The organism is uncultured Polaribacter sp., assembly GCF_947495205.1.
GTDB lineage: Bacteria > Bacteroidota > Bacteroidia > Flavobacteriales > Flavobacteriaceae > Polaribacter.
Map to the genome: position 1 here is coordinate 39,429 of NZ_CANLXV010000004.1, position 18,835 is coordinate 58,263.

Sequence of the window (18,835 nt, forward strand, 5' to 3'; positions counted from 1 at the left end):
CCTGTAACGTTAAATTGTTACAGGTTTAGATTTATTTTGATTAGATTCTAAAACTAGTTCAGCATAAATTCAAGTAAATTTTTAAGTTAACATACCACCATCTACAGACAAAGTTTGCCCTGTGATATATGTACTCATGTCAGAAGCTAAAAAGACACATGCATTGGCAATATCTAAAGGTTGTCCTCCTCTTTTTAAAGGTATACCATCTCTCCAAGATTGCACCGTTTTTTCATCTAATTTGTCTGTCATTTCTGTTTCTATAAATCCAGGAGCAATTACATTACTTCTTACATTTCTAGAACCTAACTCTAAGGCTACAGATTTAGAAAAACCAACAATACCTGCTTTAGAGGCAGCATAATTTGCTTGTCCTGCATTACCTTTTAACCCAACTACTGAACTCATGTTTATAATAGAACCACTTCTTTGTTTCATCATTGGTCTTATAACTGCTTTTGTTAAATTAAAAACAGATTTTAAGTTTACTTCAATTACTTTATCAAAATCTGCTTCAGAAATACGCATTAACAAATTATCTTTTGTAATACCTGCATTATTTACCAAAATATCTATTGCACCAAATTCTTTATGAACCGTTTTTGCCAATTCTTGAGCAGCATCAAAATCTGCCGCGTTAGATTGGTAACCAATAGCATTAACACCATATGTTTTTAACTCTTCTTCTAATGCTTTTGCTGCCTCTACAGAAGAACTATATGTAAATGCTACATTTGCGCCTTGTTTTGCAAATTCTACAGCTATACTTCTACCAATTCCTCTGGTTGCACCAGTAACAATTGCCGATTTATTATCTAATAATTTCATACTTTATTCTTTAGTTGATAATTAAATATAAAAAACAAATTCCCGTTTTCACGGGAATTATATTTATTCATCATTACAAAAAACTTGAACTTTTTCTACACTTTAGGTAGAAATTGCTACAATATGATTTGTAATGACTGTATTTTCTATTTTAAAACGCTAGCTACCATTTCACCAATTTTAGCTGGAGAACTAACTACATGTACTCCATTTTCAGCTAAAATTTTCATTTTCGCTTGTGCAGTATCATCTGCACCACCTACAATTGCTCCTGCATGTCCCATTGTTCTACCTGCTGGTGCTGTTTGTCCTGCAATAAAACCAACAACTGGTTTTCTGTTTCCATCTGCTTTAATCCATTGTGCGGCTTCTGCTTCTAAATTTCCACCAATTTCACCAATCATTACAATTGCTTCTGTTGCTGGATCATTCATTAACAACTCAACTGCTTCTTTTGTAGTTGTTCCAATAATTGGATCTCCGCCAATACCAATTGCTGTAGTAATACCAAAACCTTGTTTTACAACTTGGTCTGCAGCTTCATAAGTTAATGTTCCAGATTTAGAAACAATACCTACTTTACCAGTTTTAAAAATAAAACCTGGCATAATACCAACTTTAGCCTCGTCTGGTGTAATAACTCCTGGACAATTAGGACCTACCAATCTACAGTCTTTATTAGCTATATAAGCTTTAACCTTTACCATATCTGCTGTTGGTATACCTTCTGTAATACAAATAATTACTTTAATTCCTGCATCTGCAGACTCCATAATTGCATCTGCAGCAAAAGCTGGTGGTACAAAAATAATTGAAGTATCTGCACCTACTTTTTCTACAGCTTCTACAACTGTATTAAAAACAGGTTTACCAAGGTGCTCTTGACCACCTTTACCAGGTGTTACACCACCAACAACATTGGTACCATAATCTATCATTTGACCTGCATGAAAAGTACCTTCACTACCTGTAAAACCTTGTACAATTATTTTTGAATTTTTATTTACTAAAACACTCATTGTTTTGCTTTTTTTTGATTCCGTTTATTTGAGAAAAGAATTTCCTAAAATAAATATTATATGGAGTTAATTTTTATCTTAGGCAAAAATAGTTTATTGTATGTTTTTAAAAAAGAAAAACATGTGGTTTCTTAGCCCAAGAAAACTATAAAAAAAGTTAAAATTTTATAGTTAAGCTTCTCTCTCTTTTATAATTCGTTTTATTGTTGCCAATTCTTTTAACTTTTCTCTAGATTCTGATATTGGTGTACCAAAATAACTTTTACCTCCTGAAACAGATTTAGTAACGCCTGTTTGCCCTAAAATAACAGCACCTTTACCAATTGTAATTCCACTATTTGTACCTACTTGTCCCCAAATAGTTACTTCATCTTCTATAATTACACAACCTGCAATACCTGTTTGTGAAGCAATTAAACATTTTTCACCAATAATTGTATCGTGCCCTACATGTACTTGGTTGTCTATTTTTGTTCCTTCGCCAATAGTTGTATCTCCTGTAACTCCTTTATCTATAGTACAAGAAGCTCCTAAATCTACATGATCTTTTAGTACTACTCTACCGCCTGAAATTAGTTTATCAAAACCAGTTGATCTATTTTTATAATAAAATGCATCTGCTCCTAAAACTGTATTTGCATGAATTGTAACATTATTACCAATTACTGTATGATCATAAATAGTAACATTTGGGTGAATTAAACAATCTTTACCAATGGTAACATTGTTACCAATAAATACATTTGGTTGAACAACTGTTCCTTCGCCTATAACAGCAGATTCTGAGATTGTAGTTTTTGATGCAATAAACGGATTGAAATGTGTTGTAATTTTATTAAAATCGCGAAAAGGATCGTCTGAAATTAATAAAGCTTTACCCTCTGGACAATCAACTTTTTTATTTATTAAAATTGTTGTTGCCTTAGATTGTAAAGCTTTATCGTAATATTTTGGATGATCTACAAAGACAATATCTCCTTTTTCTACAACGTGAATTTCATTAATTCCTAAAATTTTAAAATTAGCGTTACCTATTGGTTCTGCACTAATTAAGTTTGCAATTTCTTGAAGCGTTTGACTTTTTTTAAATTTCATAGTTCATCGGGCAATTTTCAGTAACCAATTTTCTTAATGATTGAATACTGATTAAAAAAACTAATGCTTATTCTTTAATGCGTTCTTGATATGTACCCTTTGTTGTTTCAATTTTTATTTTATCACCTTCATTAATAAATAAAGGAACATTAACGCTAGCACCAGTTTCTACAGTAGCTGGTTTTGTTGCGTTTGTAGCCGTATTTCCTTTTACACCAGGTTCTGTATGTGTTACTTCTAAAATTACACTTGCTGGCATATCTACAGAAAGCGGCATATCATCTTCAGAATTAATAATAATAGTTACCACTTCTCCTTCTTTCATTAATTCTGGAGTATCTAAAGCGTTTTTTTGTAATTGAATCTGAGAATAATCTTGTTCATTCATAAAATGATACGTTTCTCCTTCATTATATAAATATTGAAACTTATGTGTTTCTACACGAACATCTTCTATTTTTCTGCCTGCAGGAAAGGTGTTATCTATAATTTTTCCGTTGGTAACACTTTTTAATTTTGTTCTTACAAAAGCAGGACCTTTACCTGGTTTTACATGTAAAAATTCTACAATTTTATAAATGTCATTATTGTACTTAATACACAATCCGTTTCTTATATCTGATGTTGTTGCCATTTCTATGTATGTTTTTAAATTTTAATTTTTGAAGTAAAGTGTTTTTAATTTGAATTGAAATATCCTTTCATGATTCCTCTGTGAGAATCTTTTATAAACTGAATAATTTCGTCTCTTTCTGGAGTTGCTTCTAATTCTGCTTCAATAATATCTATTGCTTGCGTATAATTGTAATTTTTTTGAAATAAAATTCTATAAATATTCTGTATTTCTCTAATTTTATCTGTAGTATAACCGCGTCTTCTTAAACCAACCGAGTTTATTCCTACATAAGAAAGTGGCTCTCTAGCCGCTTTTACGTAAGGTGGCACATCTTTTCTTACCAAAGAACCGCCTGTTACAAAAGCATGTTTACCAACAGATGCAAATTGATGTACAGCAACCATACCTGCTAAAACCACATTATCTCCAATAGTTACATGACCTGCTAAGGTAGAATTGTTAGAAAAAATACAGTTATTGCCCACAAAACAATCGTGTGCAACATGGCAATACGCCATAATTAAACAATTGTCTCCAATTTTAGTTTTCATTCTATCTGCAGTTCCTCTATTAATTGTAACACATTCTCTTATAGTTACATTATTACCAATTTCTACAGTAGTTTCCTCATCATTAAATTTTAAATCTTGAGGAATAGCAGAGATTACAGCTCCAGGAAAAATTCTACAATTTTCACCAATTCTAGCACCTTCCATGATTGTTACGTTAGAACCAATCCAAGTTCCTGAACCAATAATTACGTTATTATGTATTGTTGTAAATGGCTCTATAACTACATTTCTTGCCACTTTGGCCTGTGGATGAACATATGCTAATGGTTGATTCATAATTTATCTCTTTTTTGCAATTTGCGCCATTAATTCTGCCTCTGCAACCAATTTTCCATTGGCATACGCGTAAGCTTGCATATGGCAAATACCTCTTCTAATTGGTGTAATTAAATCTGCTTTAAAAATTATTGTATCTCCAGGAATTACTTTTTGTTTAAACTTAACATTATCCATTTTCATAAAATAGGTTAAGTAATTTTCTGGATCTGGTACAGTGTTTAAAACCAAAACGCCACCACATTGTGCCATTGCTTCTACCTGTAAAACACCGGGCATTACTGGTGCTCCAGGAAAATGTCCTACAAAGAAGTTTTCATTCATGGTAACATTTTTCATACCAACCACGTGCGTGTCTGAAAGCTCTAAAATTCTATCTATCAGCAAAAATGGTGGTCTGTGAGGTAAAATATCCATTATTTGATGAATATCTAATAATGGAGGTTGATTAAGATCGTATGTGGGTACGTTATTTCTTTTTTCTTGCTTAATAATTTTTGCTAATTTTTTAGCAAAATTTGTATTAATTAAATGGCCTGGTTTATTGGCAATAACTTTACCTTTTATTCTTGTACCTACTAAAGCCAAATCTCCAATAACGTCTAATAATTTGTGTCTTGCAGCTTCATTAGCCCAATGCAAAGTTAAATTATCTAAAATTCCGTTAGATTTCACTTTAATATCATCTTTCTTAAAAGCCTTTTTTAATTTTTCCATTGTACTATCAGACAATTCTTTGTCTACATAAACAATAGCATTATTTAAATCACCACCTTTAATTAAGTCATTTTCTAATAACATTTCTATTTCGTGCAAAAAACTAAACGTTCTTGCTGCCGCAATTTCTTCTTTAAAATCTGTTAAAGAATTTAATGTAGCATTTTGAGTACCTAAAATTTTGGTTCCAAAATCTACCATTGTTGTTATTTGATAATCCTCTGAAGGCATTAAAATAATTTCGCTTCCAGATTCTTCATCTTTATAAGAAATAATTTCTTTAACAACATACTCTTCTATATCTGCATTTTGCTCTTTAATACCTGCTTTTTCTAAAGCTTCAACAAAAAACTTAGAAGAACCATCCATAATAGGAGGTTCAGAAGCATCTATTTCTATTAGTAAATTATCTATATCTAAACCTACAGCTGCTGCTAAAACATGTTCTGAAGTTTGTATTTGTACGCCATTTTTTTCTAGGTTGGTACCTCTTTGGGTATTTACCACATATTCCGCTTTGGCTTCAATTATTGGTGCACCCTCTAAATCTATTCTTTTAAAGGCAAAACCGTGATTTACAGGTGCTGGCTTAATAACCATATTTACTGTATTTCCAGTATGTAAACCTACACCAGATAAATTAACTTCTTGTTGAATTGTTTTTTGTTTTTTGCTCATTTTTATTTTTTTTGAGTCTTTATTTCTTTTTCTAATTCATTAAGTTTAGAAACTATTTTTGGTAAGTTTCTAAAATGAACAGAACTCTTTGAAAAATCTTGAATTTTAAAAGCAGGACTTCCATTCAAGGTTTCATTATCTTTTATATTTTTAGTAATACCTGCTTGTCCAGAAATTTTTACATTATTGCCAATTTTTAAATGACCAGCAAAACCTACTTGCCCACCAATCATACAGTTTTCACCAATTTTGGTTGAACCTGCAATACCTGTTTGAGATGCTATTACTGTATTTTTACCGATTTCTACATTATGCGCAATTTGTATTTGATTGTCTAATTTAACGCCTTTCCTGATAATTGTAGCACCTAAAGTAGCTCTATCTATGGTACAAGATGCTCCTATATCTACATTATCTTCTATAATTACATTACCTATTTGGGGTATTGCTTTAAATTCTCCTTTATCATTTGGTGCAAAACCAAAACCATCAGAACCAATTACAGCGCCAGCGTGTATTTTACAGTTTTGGCCTATTTGTGTTTCTGAGTAAATTTTTACTCCAGCAAAAATAGTGGTATTATCTGCTATTACTGTGTTATTGCCTAGGTAACAATTAGGGTAAATTTTTACATTTTCTCCAATTGAAACATTTTCTCCAATATAAGTAAACGCCCCAATATATTCATCTTTACCTATTTTAGCAGAATCTGAAATAAAAATAGGTAACTCTCTACCTACTTTAGTATTTTTAACCTCATTGTAAAATTCTAATAATCTAGAAAAAGCAGCATAAGCATCTGCTACTTTGATAAGTGTAGTTTCTACTTCATTTTCTGGCACAAAACTTTTATTTACAATAGCAATAGAAGCATTTGTAGTATATAAATATGAATTGTACTTGGGATTAGATAAAAAAGTAAGCGCACCTTTTTCTCCTTCTTCTATTTTAGAAAGTTTAAAAACTTCTTCATCAGGATTTCCATAAACCTCTCCTTCTAAAATATCTGCTATTTGTTGTGCTGTAAATTTCATTAAGCGCAAAAATATAAAAATAATACGGTTTAGGCTAATAATAACATTTTGCAATATATGCGTTGTAAAATATTATTTTGGATAGCAAATAAAATGTTTTATAACTGGTTTGGTAAGCGCTTGTATATTTAATTGGTCAGATGCTTTTGCAATATCTTTTAGTTTTCCTTTTTTATTTAAAATCAAAACAGGTTTGTTAAAATTATAGGCTTGGTTTCTAATCTCTTGAGAAAACACAAAAAAACTAGTTTTGTCTTCTGAAATGCCAAACTTTTGCGCTATTTTTTTCTTTATATTTTCTAAATATTCTGTTTGAAAAGGTGCTTTTTGAATTTCAATTTTTAACAACTTCCTATTTACGATCATTTTAGATAAAATAGACAAAACTTTATCTTCATGATTAATCCATTCTTTTATTGCAGAAAAAATATCATAATCATCTAATCTAGAGAACATTTCTAATGTTTCTGAAGTAAAATTTGCTGATGTAATTTTTTGATACAAAAAATAATGTAAAGCTTTACTGCAAAAAAGATTGGTACCTGTTTCTGCCAATTCTTTGGCTCTCTTTAAAACATTTACCAACATATTTTCTGCAACTAAACCTGTTTTATGCAAATACACTTGCCAATACATTAATCTTCTGGCAATTAAGAATTTTTCTACAGAATAAATACCTTTTTTCTCAATTACCAATTCATCATCTTTTACATTCATCATTGCAATTAAACGATCTGAAGATATATTGCCTTCTGTTACTCCTGTATAAAAACTATCTCTTTTTAAATAATCTAAACGATCTATATCTAATTGGCTAGAAATTAATTGATACAAAAATTTACGTTTATTTTTTCCTTCAAAAATTTCTATGGCTAAACTTAATTTTCCATTAAATTCTTGATTTAATTTATGCATAAATTTTAAAGAAATTTCTTCATGAGAAATACCATTTACAATACTGTGCTCTAATGCATGTGAGTACGCTCCATGCCCAATATCATGCAATAAAATAGCAATGTAAAGTGCATTTTCTTCATCATTAGAAATTAATATTTGCTTAAAACGTAAAACTTGTATGGCTTTTTGCATTAAATGCATACAACCAATTGCATGATGAAAACGGGTGTGATTTGCACCTGGATATACCAAATTAGACAGCCCCATTTGTGTAATTCTTCGCAAACGTTGAAAATAGGGATGCTCTATAATATCAAAAAGTAAGCTGTTTGGTATTTGTATAAAACCGTATATTGGGTCGTTTAAAATTTTTAGTTTATTGGGTGTTTGTGTGCTCAAAAAAATAAATTTATCAATCTAACGCAAAATACAAATTTATATAAGCAGAAAGCTAGTTTTTAAATGGATTTTTTAATTTATAAATTCTAATTTCTTTTATAATTTTAAAATTGTGAATATTTTATCACTTTTAAAATCTATTAAAAGAAACAAACAATTAATTTTAACGTTATAGGAAATAAATACAATAAATATGAGCATACAAATTTTATGGGTTGATGATGAAATTGAATTATTAAAACCGCATATTTTATTTTTAGAACGAAAAAATTACAACGTTACCACTTGTACCAATGGTGCAGACGCTATAAATCTAGTAGAAGAAACAAATTTTGATATTGTTTTTTTGGATGAAAACATGCCAGGTTTATCTGGTTTAGAAACACTTTCTGAAATTAAACAAAAACAAGCCAATTTACCTGTTGTAATGATTACAAAGAGTGAAGAGGAGTATATTATGGAAGAAGCCATTGGCTCTAAAATTGCAGATTATTTAATAAAACCTGTTAATCCGAGTCAGATTTTGTTAAGTCTAAAGAAAAACTTAGACAATTCTCGTTTGGTTTCCGAAAAAACAACATCTAACTATCAGCAAGAATTTAGAAAAATTTCTATGGATTTGGCAATGGTAAATTCTTATGAAGAATGGATAGATTTGTATAAAAAACTAATTCATTGGGAATTAGAACTAGAAAACATAAGCGACCCAGGAATGCTTGGTATTTTAGAATCTCAAAAACAAGAGGCAAACTCTCAGTTTTTTAAATTCATTAAAAAAAATTATGAAGACTATTTAACTGCCCATGACAAGCCTACATTTTCGCATACTTTATTTAAAGATTATGTAGTTCCTGAACTAAATAAAAACCAAGGTGTTTTATGGGTTGTTATTGATAATTTACGTTATGACCAATACAGAATTTTAGAGCCATTAATTAATAATCATTATAAAAAAGAAGAAGAATATACTTATTTCTCAATCTTACCAACAGCAACGCAATATGCTAGAAATGCTATTTTTTCTGGTTTAATGCCTTCAGAAATGGAGAAAAAACATCCAAATTTTTGGAAAAACGATACCGATGAAGGTGGTATGAATTTATTTGAAAACGAATTTTTAACGGCTCAAATAAAACGTTTAAGTTTAGATATTAAACACGAATATTATAAAATTTCTTCGTTAAAAAGCGGTAAAGAATTGGCAGACAATTACAATGGTACCAAACAAAACGATTTAACTGCGGTTGTTTATAATTTTGTAGATATTTTAAGTCATTCTAAAACAGAAATGGAAGTAATTAAAGAATTGGCTGGAGATGATAAAGCTTATAGAAGTTTAACTTTAAGCTGGTTTAAAAACTCACCTTTATTTGAAATTATACAAAAAGCACAAAGTTTGGGACAAAAATTAATTATTACCACAGATCATGGTACTATTAATTGCAAAGCACCTTCAAAAGTAATTGGCGACAAAAACATTAGTTCTAATTTACGCTACAAAACAGGTAGAAGTTTGTCTTATGAAGAAAAAGATGTGTATGCTGTAAGAAACCCAAAAGACATTTTTTTGCCAACAGTTGCTATGAATGCGCCTTTTGTATTTGCTAAAGAAGATTTATTTTTTGCCTATCCTAACAACTTTAATCACTTTGTAAAATATTTTAAAAACACTTACCAACATGGTGGTGTTTCTCTAGAAGAAATGATTATTCCTTGTGCGGTTTATAGTCCTAAGTAAAATTAAAAGAAGGTAAATTGTATAAGACAATTTACCTTCTTAGGTACTAAATCAAACTCAAATAATTAGATTTATATTTTTAAATACTGTTGCATAAGTCATCAGGAATAACAAAGTTTTCTAAATCCACATTTTCAGAGGTAAATGTATATTTATGATTATATACTCTTCCTTTATAATATGTCTGAAATTCGTATTCTTTGTTTAAAGTAATGTTATATAAGGTAATTTTCCCTCTTCTTATATAACCAACATATTTACTTCTTTTGTAAATTTGACCTCTATAATTAGTGTAGTCTTCTAACATATACAAGAAAGAAGATGGTTTTATAATTCTAGAATCGCACACTCCAGAAAAATTTATATTTACATTTACAATCTGTGGAGGTAAATTATTTTTAAAATCATTTAAATTGATACTTATTTGATTAAAATCACACCCATTAAAAATATTAGAACGATACACTTCTTTTCCTTTAGCGTAAGTAGAGCTACCCTCATAAACAACAAATTGCAGGTTTGTATTAGGTGTTCTATAATATCCAAAAGATTTACCATCATAAAAATTTGCAGTTCTATTTGATTTATAACTAACATTTTGATTAGTCCCTGCATAAACTAAAGATGTCGCTAATCTATAACCATTTTCTCTTGTTACACCAGGTGCAGAAATTTTCACATCAAACCTTCTATAATCATCACAACCTCTTAACCAATAATCTAAATTATACCAAGATAAATGTGTGGTAGTATATTTTACAAATAAATTACCTTGATTATTCTCTTGAATAATCGTCTCTGTATGATATTTCCAAACACCATCATCTTTACTATAAGACCAAACAGGTAAAAGATCTCCTATTTTTACTTTTGCTCCTGTATTTGGATTTACAACATCTCTGTCAACTTCCATAGTAATAGTTATAGGCTTAGAAAATTCTTTTACTTCTACCCCACCTACAAACATATCTATAGAAACAAAACCAGCAGTAGAAAAAGAGCCTTCATTGTCAATTTCTCCGTTTTCTAACTCAACAGAATCAGGAGAAAAACCACCAGGAAAAGAGTTTAAACTTTCATCTATTTGACTATCAAAATTAACCACTCTAACTTTTAAATCTCCTGAATTAGAAAGCTCATTTCCAGCTTCATCTCTAAATTCTGTATCTTTTATAATTTCTACCTGTGTAAATTCATTCTCTCCAGAATCGTCTGTAATTACAATTAAATCTTCATTTAATTTATTATCTTTAAGTGGTTTTATAGATTCAATTAAACTTACTCCATTTGGTGTATCTTTAATATTCACAATATTTGCAAATATATTTACTAAAGTATCATTTTGATTAATGTTTACTGGTATTGTTGTTGTTAGATAGTCTTTACCACTTACCCTAACAATAAATCTTAAATCTTCTGTATTATAGGCAGGATTTACCGCTAATTGAAGTACACCATCTATTAATGGAAAGTTTGTTTTAGATCCACCATCAGAAACAATTTTGGTAGCATCTTCTCCTAACAATTCTATATTTAATTTATTACTACCATCTAAATTTATTGGATTTACAGGGTCAAAAACTGTGATTTGAATATTTTTATCAAAAACTGCGGTATCTACTGCTACTTTAAAATCTTTTAAAGGATTCTCACAAGATATTATTAAAACAAAAGAAAACAATAATAGTGTTCCTAATAATATTACATTGTATTTTTTTATTTTTTTCATAATTATTTATTTTAAAAACTGTAAGCTAATTTTAATTGAATATTTGGTATTATGGTTAATTTACTAAAACCATCTTTAATGGTTTCTTTATTTTCTTCTTCTGTAGGTGTTAGTAATCTTGTACCTACCAATGTGGCCTCTGATTCTCCAATAAAATAACCACCAACTTCTAATGCTAGACCTAACCTTTTATTAGGAATTGCTCTTCCAAAACCTAAACCTAGATATGGAGCAAAACTACTATTCCAGTTTGCGTCTATTTGTATGTCTCCAAAATCTTCTTTGGTTAAAGTAATATCTCCTACTTTTTGTTCGCTATCAAAAGACAAATTACCCGATATAGAAAAATCTGTAAAATAACCAGCTCCAAAAACCAATTTAAAAGAAGAATTAAAAGGTTTGTATTCAAGTAAAAAATCGTAGCTTTTATTTTTTAGATTTAATACAAAATCTGTATTCTGTCCATCTAATTCAAAATCATTAATTTCATAATTCTCTACATTTAAACTATTATATTTAAGTCTTAAAGTCATTTTACGAGTTAAATACCTTGCATACTCAAACCCTATTCCTGTGGTTCCTCCAGTAATTGCTATTGCATTTTTTCTTACTTTTTGATGCTCAATATCTTCTATCTCTTCTTTCTTATTTTGTCCAAATGATATTGAAACAAAATAAAAACAAAAAATACAAGCATAAATGTTTCTTTTCATAGTTTTAATTTTAGGTTAGTTTTATCGGTTCAAAATTAATTTGAACTTATAAAAACTACAATACCTACTTCTAGGTATTTTTTAAAAGGTAAATTTTATGAAATTGAGTATTACAATAACTCTAAAACCATAGAAAACTTAATTAAATCTGCTAAAGAAGTAGCATCTAATTTTTTATAAATATTTTTTCTATGAGTAATAACAGTATGTTTAGAAATAAATAAATGTTCCCCAACCTGTTTATTATTGGCTCCATTTACAACTAGTTGTAGAATAACTTTCTCTTGTTTGGTTAAACTTTGAAAACGCTGCCAAAATAACATACAATTTTTATGCTCTGGCACAATACTATTAAAAAGTTTAGAAAGGACGCCCATTTGATCTGGAAATAAAGTGGTATTTAAAGATATTTCGTTATCAATTAAAGCTTTGTTGGTTAAGTAATGCGTCATTGTATTGTTTAAGGAAACACATTGCAAGAAATTACAAATAGAATTATGATCGTTTGTTTTTTGAAATTCCCTCGCTTTTTTCTTCGCTTTTTCTAATAAAAAAGGTTCAGAAATAGAAGGTAAATACTTACCACCAAATTCAAATAAGTTTTCAATTTCTTTGCCATAACTGAAAAACGAATCACTAAAATAAATATGATCGCAACTTTCTATTTTATTGATGTAAATAGGGTTTGGTAAATAATCTGCCAATTGATAAAATTGAACTTTATTTTCTAAATATAAATTTCTTAAACGAAATGAGAAATGCTCGTTTTGAGTAAAAAATTCTTTTTCGCTAAATTTTTTCATCTAAAATACTTTTTTCGCAATTCTTTGCAACTTCAGTAAAAACTCGTTTGGCTTTTCTAAACTTGCATAATGCCCACAATTTTTAAATCGAAATATCTCACAATAATTCTCACTATTATTCAAAACATGCTCCAAATAATTAGAATTAACAGAAGCATCTGCATCACCAACAATTATAAATTTAGGAATATTTAATTTTGTGAAAATTTCAAATTCATTAGATAGTTTATCTCCTAAAATGTCTTCTGCAATACATTTTCTAACAATGGGATTTGTTTGCTTGAAATCTGTAACAATATTAACAGCATTTTTATTATTAAAAACAGCAATTTCTGCAGCAGTTTCAACTTCTTTTAAAGATGGTTGTTCTGTTAAAAAAGTTTGCAAAGCTGGTACAGGTAAAAAAGCTTCTTCAAAATTAATTGGCTTTTTTACTGGCGGAGTTCCAAAAATTAGTAAACCCTTTAGCTCATAAATGCTATTGGCTATTTCAATAGCTAAATGACCACCTAAAGAATTACCAACTAATAAAATAGGCTCACCTATGGAATTGATATAAGTAATTAATTTTTCTTTAAAAAAATCTACAGTAAACTCTTTAGATTTTTATAGTCGTCTGCACTTGTACCATGTCCTGGTAAATCTATTGCAATTTTTGTTTGCTGAATCTGATCTGAGTTAAGTACGTGTTCAAAAACTGAACTAGAAGAAGAATTGCCGTGTAGAAAAATTATTGCACCTTCTTTACCTCCTTTTTTTATTATTTTTTTCATAGCAATACGAAAAAACAAAATATTCTTGTTTCTTCAAAAAAATATGTTCAAAAACATTAACTTTTTGTTACGAACTAGCTTATTTTTATTGATATAATAAAAAAACAATACTATTTTTGCATTATGAATACAACCTATTCTTTACAAGAATTACCAAAAATTGCAAAAGAAATAATTACATCTGTAAAATATAAAACCTTATTATTTTATGGAGAAATGGGTGTTGGCAAAACCACCTTAATTAAAGAAATTTGCAAACAATTAGGTGTTTTAGACAATATCTCCTCTCCTACTTTTTCTTTGGTAAACGAGTATGAAACCAAATCAAAAGAAAGCGTTTTTCATTTCGATTTTTATAGAATCACAGATGAAAATGAAGCTCTAGATATGGGAATAGAAGATTATTTATATAATAATTGCTGGTGTTTAATTGAATGGCCACAAAATGTAGAAAATTTATTACCTTTAGATGCTGTTGAAATCCATTTGTCTACTTTAGAAAATGGTCAACGAAACATTCAACTAAAATAAACCTAACATGAGTCAGTTTTCTCCCTTTAGTAAAGAAGAATTAATTCCACAAGAAGAAAAATTAGAAGTTAAAAAACAAAAAGGAGAACTTTATATTGGCTTACCTAAAGAAACCTATTTAAGCGAAAAAAGAGTTTGTTTAACACCAGATGCTGTTACTGCTTTGTCTGCAAATGGCCATAGAGTTGTCATAGAAACAGGTGCAGGAGATGGCGCAAATTTTACCGATAAAGAATATTCAGACGCTGGCGCAAAAATTTCTTATCATGCAGAAGAAGCTTTTAAATGCAATATTGTATTAAAAGTTGCACCACCAACAGAAAAAGAAATTGAATACCTAAACCCAAAAACCATTTTAATTTCTTCTTTACAATTAAAAACACAATCTAAAACCTATTTTGAAGCTTTAGTAAAAAAGAAAATTACAGCAATTGCTTTTGATTATATTAAAGACGACCATAACTCCTATCCTGTTGTAAAATCGCTTAGCGAAATTGCAGGAACAGCCTCTATATTAATTGCTGGAGAATTAATGAGCGGAACAAACAAGGGAAATGGTTTATTATTTGGAAACATTGGTGGCGTACCACCCACTAGTGTGGTTATTTTTGGTGCAGGAACAGTTGGTGAATATGCAGCAAAAACGGCTATTGGTTTGGGTGCCAGAGTAAAAGTTTTTGACAATTCTATAAGTAAACTAAGAAAGTTAAAAGATTGTTTAAACTACCCAATCTACACATCTACATTGCAACCAAAATCTATTGCAAAAGCTTTAATGCGCTGTGATGTTGCCATTGGTGCCATTCGTGGTAAAAACAGAAGTCCTATTTGTGCCACAGAAGAAATGGTACAACGTATGAAAGAAGGTGCAATTTTAGTAGATGTTGCTATAGACAGAGGTGGCTGTTTTGAAACTTCTAATGTAACCACACACAAAACACCAACTTTTGTAAAACATGGTGTTATACACTATTGTGTACCTAATATTCCTGCAAGATATTCCAGAACTGCATCTGTATCTATTAGTAATATTTTTACCCCTTACCTATTGCATATTGCAGAAGAAGGCGGCTTTGAAAATACAGCAAGATTTAACAAAAGCCTTAGAGACGGTATGTACGCTTACCATGGTATTTTAACAAACAAAACAGTAGCCAATTGGTTCGATTTGCCATTTAGAGACATTAATTTACTAATCTTTTAAGTAAAAATAATCCCTAAATTTTAGCAATATTTTTTCAAAATTATCTTTCTTAACTATAAATGCTAACCAGCATTAACTTAAATTTGCAAACTAAATTATTACCATGCTTGTAAAACGTATTTTTTATTATTTAATAGGAGTTTCTTTGGGCTCTGTAGGAGTTTATTTCTTTTGGCAAAAGAAAAATGCAAGTTTTGATTATGGTATGGATGCTAGAACATTAAAAACCATCAGAATTAAAAAACGTTTGTTTACTAATGATGCAAAAACAGCAATGGATCGTTTTAAAATAGATACCGCAAAAATTAGTACCATTCTAAAAACTGGCGATGTAGATTTTAGCAAAGGAAACCCAAGAAACAAACCTTGTGCAGACTATTTTATTACAGGTAAAAAAGAATTAAACAATATAAGTTTACTTGTAAAACGTTGTGATTCTTCTGCAACCATAGAAAAAGTTATCAAACAATAATGGTTTTTTGAAGCCATTTCCTGCTTTCCACTATATCTTTTTATGCTCCTTTAGTTTTAGCATTTGTTATTTTTAAAAATTGTTTTTATTCCAAATAAGCAATCTTAAAATTTAGAAAAGCATAAAAAGGATGCCGTTGCAATCAGGGCTAGCATTATTTACTTAAGTTCTTGAGAATTTAAATATCTTTCTTCTATTTTAGCTACATTTTTAATTGTTTTTTTTACCCAATCAAAATATAAAACCTCTTTTTCTTTTTTAGATAATTGCCAGTTTATATTAGAATTTCTCAATTTTGTAGTTACGTGTTGTAAAATAATAGCAGCAGCAACAGAAATGTTTAAACTCTCTGTAAAACCAACCATAGGTATTTTTAAAAAACCATCTGCATTTTCTAGTACATAATCAGAAACACCGTCTGCTTCTACTCCAAAAACAAAAGCAGATTTTTTTGTAATATCAAAATCTTGTAACAAACAAGAATCATTATGTGGCGTAGTTGCAATAATTTGATACCCTTTTTCCTTTAAACTATCCAAACAAATTTTGGTATTATCTCCATCTGTTTTATAACGTTTAGATGTTATCCATTTTTGAGAACCTTTGGCCACATGCCTAGACACTTTATTCGTATATTTATTTTCAATTGCATGCACATCTTGCACACCAAAAATATCAGCAGTTCTCACAACTGCACTTGCATTGTGTGGCTGAAAAATATCTTCTAAAACCACAGTAAAATGCCTTGTTCTTTGCTCTAAAACAGTTTTAAAAAGTGCTTTTCTTTTTTCAGTTAAAAAACCTTCAAAATAAGTTAATAAATGCGCATCAATCATAATTACAAACTTAAAATTATTATTTTTATAACCAATAATGATTTTTATAAATTAAATGAAAAAAATAGTAATTTTAACAGGCGCAGGAATTTCTGCAGAAAGCGGTATAAATACCTTTAGAGATGCAGATGGTTTATGGGAAGGCCACGATGTTATGGAAGTTGCCACTCCACAAGGTTTTGCAAACAACCCAGAATTGTTGTTAGAATTTTACAACCAACGCAGAAAACAGTTGTTAAAAGTGCAACCCAACTTAGCACATTTAAATTTAAAAACGTTAGAACATAATTTTCACGTAGAAATTATTACTCAAAATGTAGACGATTTGCATGAAAGAGCAAAAAGTAAAAACGTAACGCATTTACATGGCGAACTCTTAAAAGTAAGAAGCACTATAGATGAAAATCTAATTTTAGACTGGAAAAAAGACTTGGTTTTAGGCGATTTATGTAAAAATGGAAGCCAATTAAGACCACACATTGTTTGGTTTGGCGAAATGGTGCCCATGTTAGATAAAGCCATAGAAATTACCAAAACTGCAGATATTTTAGTGATAATTGGTACTTCTATGCAAGTATATCCTGCAGCTAGTTTGGTTAATTATATAAAACCCAATACACCAATTTATTTTATAGACCCAAAACCTTCTGTATCAAAAAATGATTTTAATAATTTAAGCATTATAGAAAATGTTGCCAGTACAGGAACAAATCAGTTGCTTGAATTATTATCTTAATTAATCTTTTTTGATTTTTATGAAAGAAAAGCTATCAATTATAGTTAGGTTTTATAAGTTGCAAGTTTGAAATTAATTAAACTTACTATTCGTTTTTACGAAATTAAATTATTGAAATACTCGTAAATTTCTCCTTTAGAAATGTTACTACCTTTTTCTATTAAATCAAAAATTTCTTTATTTCTTTCTGAATGATAAGGTTTGGTTCCTCTAAAAATTTCTACAGAATTATCCATAGGATTTTGCATTAACCACTCAAAACCTTTTTGTTCTAATAAATCAATATCCCAAGTAACTTTTATAGCAATTCTATGTATTTCTTCATCTGCACACTTAAACAAATTGGCAGATGTTTTAGAAAAATGTTCTACATATTGGGTTTTGTTTAAAACATCATCCCAAACAACATCAGAAAAAACATTCATTTCTTCTTCTGCAACTGCTGGTTTTTCTTTTTTAATTTGGTTCCATTCTTTTACATCTATACTTTGGGAAGCTAAAAAATGTGCAAATTCTTTGTGTAAACTTTCAAATTGTTCTTTAGTAAGTTGTCTGTATTTCATAAGCCTGGTTTAATTCTGCCAAAGCGGAAGAAGGCATTGGTTTGTGTATTTTTTATACTTTTATTTTCATAACATTGTTACAAATAAAAAGCTCGTTATTTCTAACGAGCTTTTCTAAATTTAGAGTAAACTCTAAAATAATTTTATTACTATTCAGCAATAACTTCAAAAGTAATATCTGCAACTACAGTTCTGTGTAATCTTACAGAAGCGTCGTATTTACCTAATCTTTTAACAGAACCACCAACAACTTTAATAAACTTTTTGTCTATTGCAGTTCCTGCTTTTTCTAAAGCGTTTGCTAAATCTATATTGTTTACAGAACCAAATAATTTGTCTCCTGAACCTGTTTTAGATGTAATTTTAATTTCGTAACCTTTAACTGTTTCTGCTAATTTAGTAGCATCTTCAATTACTTTAGCTTCTTTATAAGCACGTTGCTTTAAGTTTTCTGCTAATACTTTTTTAGCAGATGAAGTTGCTAAAACAGCTTGTCCTGAAGGAATTAAAAAGTTTCTACCATATCCGTTTTTAACGTCTACAACATCATCTTTAAATCCTAAATTTTCTACGTCTTGTCTTAATATCAATTCCATGTCTGTACGT

Annotated in this window: 21 protein-coding genes; 5 read left to right on the forward strand and 16 right to left on the reverse strand. The window is 29.4% G+C overall.

Annotation, left to right across the window (positions count from 1 at the left end):
- Window positions 1-81: 81 nt before the first annotated feature.
- The 8 genes from fabG to Q0762_RS04785 all read right to left on the reverse strand — a co-directional run bounded on the left by fabG (window position 82) and on the right by Q0762_RS04785 (window position 8,131).
- On the reverse strand, window positions 82-828 hold the full coding sequence (fabG, locus tag Q0762_RS04750) for a 3-oxoacyl-[acyl-carrier-protein] reductase (protein WP_298764225.1): 747 nt from the start codon (window positions 826-828) through the stop codon (window positions 82-84).
- A gap of 146 nt (window positions 829-974) precedes the next feature.
- Entirely contained in the window at window positions 975-1,847 is an 873-nt protein-coding gene (sucD, locus tag Q0762_RS04755; RefSeq protein WP_298764227.1) for a succinate--CoA ligase subunit alpha, read from the reverse strand.
- A 171-nt stretch (window positions 1,848-2,018) separates the two neighbouring features.
- Window positions 2,019-2,942, reverse strand: a complete 924-nt coding sequence (locus tag Q0762_RS04760; RefSeq protein ID WP_298764229.1) for a UDP-3-O-(3-hydroxymyristoyl)glucosamine N-acyltransferase — start codon at window positions 2,940-2,942, stop codon at window positions 2,019-2,021.
- Window positions 2,943-3,009: 67 nt separating this feature from the next.
- Window positions 3,010-3,576 carry an elongation factor P gene (gene efp, locus Q0762_RS04765; protein ID WP_298764231.1) on the reverse strand — a complete coding sequence of 189 codons (567 nt, stop codon included), beginning with the start codon at window positions 3,574-3,576 and terminating at the stop codon, window positions 3,010-3,012.
- A 44-nt stretch (window positions 3,577-3,620) separates the two neighbouring features.
- Entirely contained in the window at window positions 3,621-4,406 is a 786-nt protein-coding gene (lpxA, locus tag Q0762_RS04770; RefSeq protein ID WP_298764234.1) for an acyl-ACP--UDP-N-acetylglucosamine O-acyltransferase, read from the reverse strand.
- Window positions 4,407-4,409: 3 nt separating this feature from the next.
- Window positions 4,410-5,801 (reverse strand): bifunctional UDP-3-O-[3-hydroxymyristoyl] N-acetylglucosamine deacetylase/3-hydroxyacyl-ACP dehydratase, encoded by a 1,392-nt coding sequence (locus tag Q0762_RS04775; RefSeq protein ID WP_298764237.1) that lies wholly within the window; start codon window positions 5,799-5,801, stop codon window positions 4,410-4,412.
- Between the two features lie 2 nt (window positions 5,802-5,803).
- The gene (gene lpxD / locus Q0762_RS04780; RefSeq protein ID WP_298764239.1) at window positions 5,804-6,835 is read right to left on the reverse strand and encodes a UDP-3-O-(3-hydroxymyristoyl)glucosamine N-acyltransferase; all 1,032 of its coding nucleotides are present in this window, start codon (window positions 6,833-6,835) and stop codon (window positions 5,804-5,806) included.
- 72 nt (window positions 6,836-6,907) lie between these two features.
- Window positions 6,908-8,131: an HD domain-containing protein gene (locus tag Q0762_RS04785; RefSeq protein WP_298764241.1), complete on the reverse strand. Its 1,224-nt coding sequence runs from the start codon at window positions 8,129-8,131 to the stop codon at window positions 6,908-6,910.
- Window positions 8,132-8,324: 193 nt separating this feature from the next.
- On the opposite strand from Q0762_RS04785, the gene Q0762_RS04790 reads away from it, so the two are divergent.
- Entirely contained in the window at window positions 8,325-9,869 is a 1,545-nt protein-coding gene (locus Q0762_RS04790; protein WP_298764243.1) for a bifunctional response regulator/alkaline phosphatase family protein, read from the forward strand.
- A gap of 79 nt (window positions 9,870-9,948) precedes the next feature.
- Here the strand turns inward: Q0762_RS04790 and Q0762_RS04795 are convergent, their stop codons facing one another.
- The 5 genes from Q0762_RS04795 to Q0762_RS04815 all read right to left on the reverse strand — a co-directional run bounded on the left by Q0762_RS04795 (window position 9,949) and on the right by Q0762_RS04815 (window position 13,887).
- Window positions 9,949-11,598: a hypothetical protein gene (locus Q0762_RS04795; protein ID WP_298764246.1), complete on the reverse strand. Its 1,650-nt coding sequence runs from the start codon at window positions 11,596-11,598 to the stop codon at window positions 9,949-9,951.
- Window positions 11,599-11,609: 11 nt separating this feature from the next.
- Complete coding sequence (locus tag Q0762_RS04800; RefSeq protein ID WP_298764248.1) at window positions 11,610-12,311, reverse strand: hypothetical protein; 702 nt, start codon at window positions 12,309-12,311, stop codon at window positions 11,610-11,612.
- A gap of 110 nt (window positions 12,312-12,421) precedes the next feature.
- Window positions 12,422-13,114, reverse strand: coding sequence for a LuxR family transcriptional regulator (locus tag Q0762_RS04805; RefSeq protein ID WP_298764250.1), 693 nt, complete (start codon window positions 13,112-13,114; stop codon window positions 12,422-12,424).
- Window positions 13,115-13,501 carry an alpha/beta hydrolase gene (locus Q0762_RS04810; protein ID WP_298764252.1) on the reverse strand — a complete coding sequence of 129 codons (387 nt, stop codon included), beginning with the start codon at window positions 13,499-13,501 and terminating at the stop codon, window positions 13,115-13,117.
- A 197-nt stretch (window positions 13,502-13,698) separates the two neighbouring features.
- Window positions 13,699-13,887, reverse strand: coding sequence for a hypothetical protein (locus tag Q0762_RS04815; protein ID WP_298764255.1), 189 nt, complete (start codon window positions 13,885-13,887; stop codon window positions 13,699-13,701).
- Window positions 13,888-14,010: 123 nt separating this feature from the next.
- Here Q0762_RS04815 and tsaE point away from each other — a divergent pair, with 123 nt between their 5' ends.
- The 3 genes from tsaE (at window position 14,011) to Q0762_RS04830 (ending at window position 16,094) form a co-directional block, all read left to right on the forward strand.
- On the forward strand, window positions 14,011-14,418 hold the full coding sequence (gene tsaE, locus Q0762_RS04820) for a tRNA (adenosine(37)-N6)-threonylcarbamoyltransferase complex ATPase subunit type 1 TsaE (RefSeq protein ID WP_298764257.1): 408 nt from the start codon (window positions 14,011-14,013) through the stop codon (window positions 14,416-14,418).
- Between the two features lie 7 nt (window positions 14,419-14,425).
- On the forward strand, window positions 14,426-15,622 hold the full coding sequence (locus Q0762_RS04825) for an alanine dehydrogenase (RefSeq protein ID WP_298764259.1): 1,197 nt from the start codon (window positions 14,426-14,428) through the stop codon (window positions 15,620-15,622).
- Between the two features lie 103 nt (window positions 15,623-15,725).
- Window positions 15,726-16,094: a DUF4258 domain-containing protein gene (locus tag Q0762_RS04830; RefSeq protein ID WP_298764261.1), complete on the forward strand. Its 369-nt coding sequence runs from the start codon at window positions 15,726-15,728 to the stop codon at window positions 16,092-16,094.
- Between the two features lie 158 nt (window positions 16,095-16,252).
- On the opposite strand, the gene Q0762_RS04835 is transcribed toward Q0762_RS04830, so the two are convergent.
- Window positions 16,253-16,930: an RNA methyltransferase gene (locus Q0762_RS04835; RefSeq protein ID WP_298764263.1), complete on the reverse strand. Its 678-nt coding sequence runs from the start codon at window positions 16,928-16,930 to the stop codon at window positions 16,253-16,255.
- Between the two features lie 55 nt (window positions 16,931-16,985).
- Between Q0762_RS04835 and Q0762_RS04840 the strand changes: the two genes are divergently transcribed.
- Window positions 16,986-17,666, forward strand: a complete 681-nt coding sequence (locus Q0762_RS04840) for an NAD-dependent deacylase (protein ID WP_298764265.1) — start codon at window positions 16,986-16,988, stop codon at window positions 17,664-17,666.
- A gap of 95 nt (window positions 17,667-17,761) precedes the next feature.
- On the opposite strand, the gene Q0762_RS04845 is transcribed toward Q0762_RS04840, so the two are convergent.
- Together Q0762_RS04845 and rplI are read right to left on the reverse strand one after the other, a co-directional pair.
- Window positions 17,762-18,229, reverse strand: coding sequence for a DUF6495 family protein (locus tag Q0762_RS04845; RefSeq protein ID WP_298764267.1), 468 nt, complete (start codon window positions 18,227-18,229; stop codon window positions 17,762-17,764).
- A 149-nt stretch (window positions 18,230-18,378) separates the two neighbouring features.
- On the reverse strand, window positions 18,379-18,825 hold the full coding sequence (gene rplI, locus Q0762_RS04850) for a 50S ribosomal protein L9 (protein ID WP_298764269.1): 447 nt from the start codon (window positions 18,823-18,825) through the stop codon (window positions 18,379-18,381).
- Window positions 18,826-18,835: the final 10 nt, after the last annotated feature.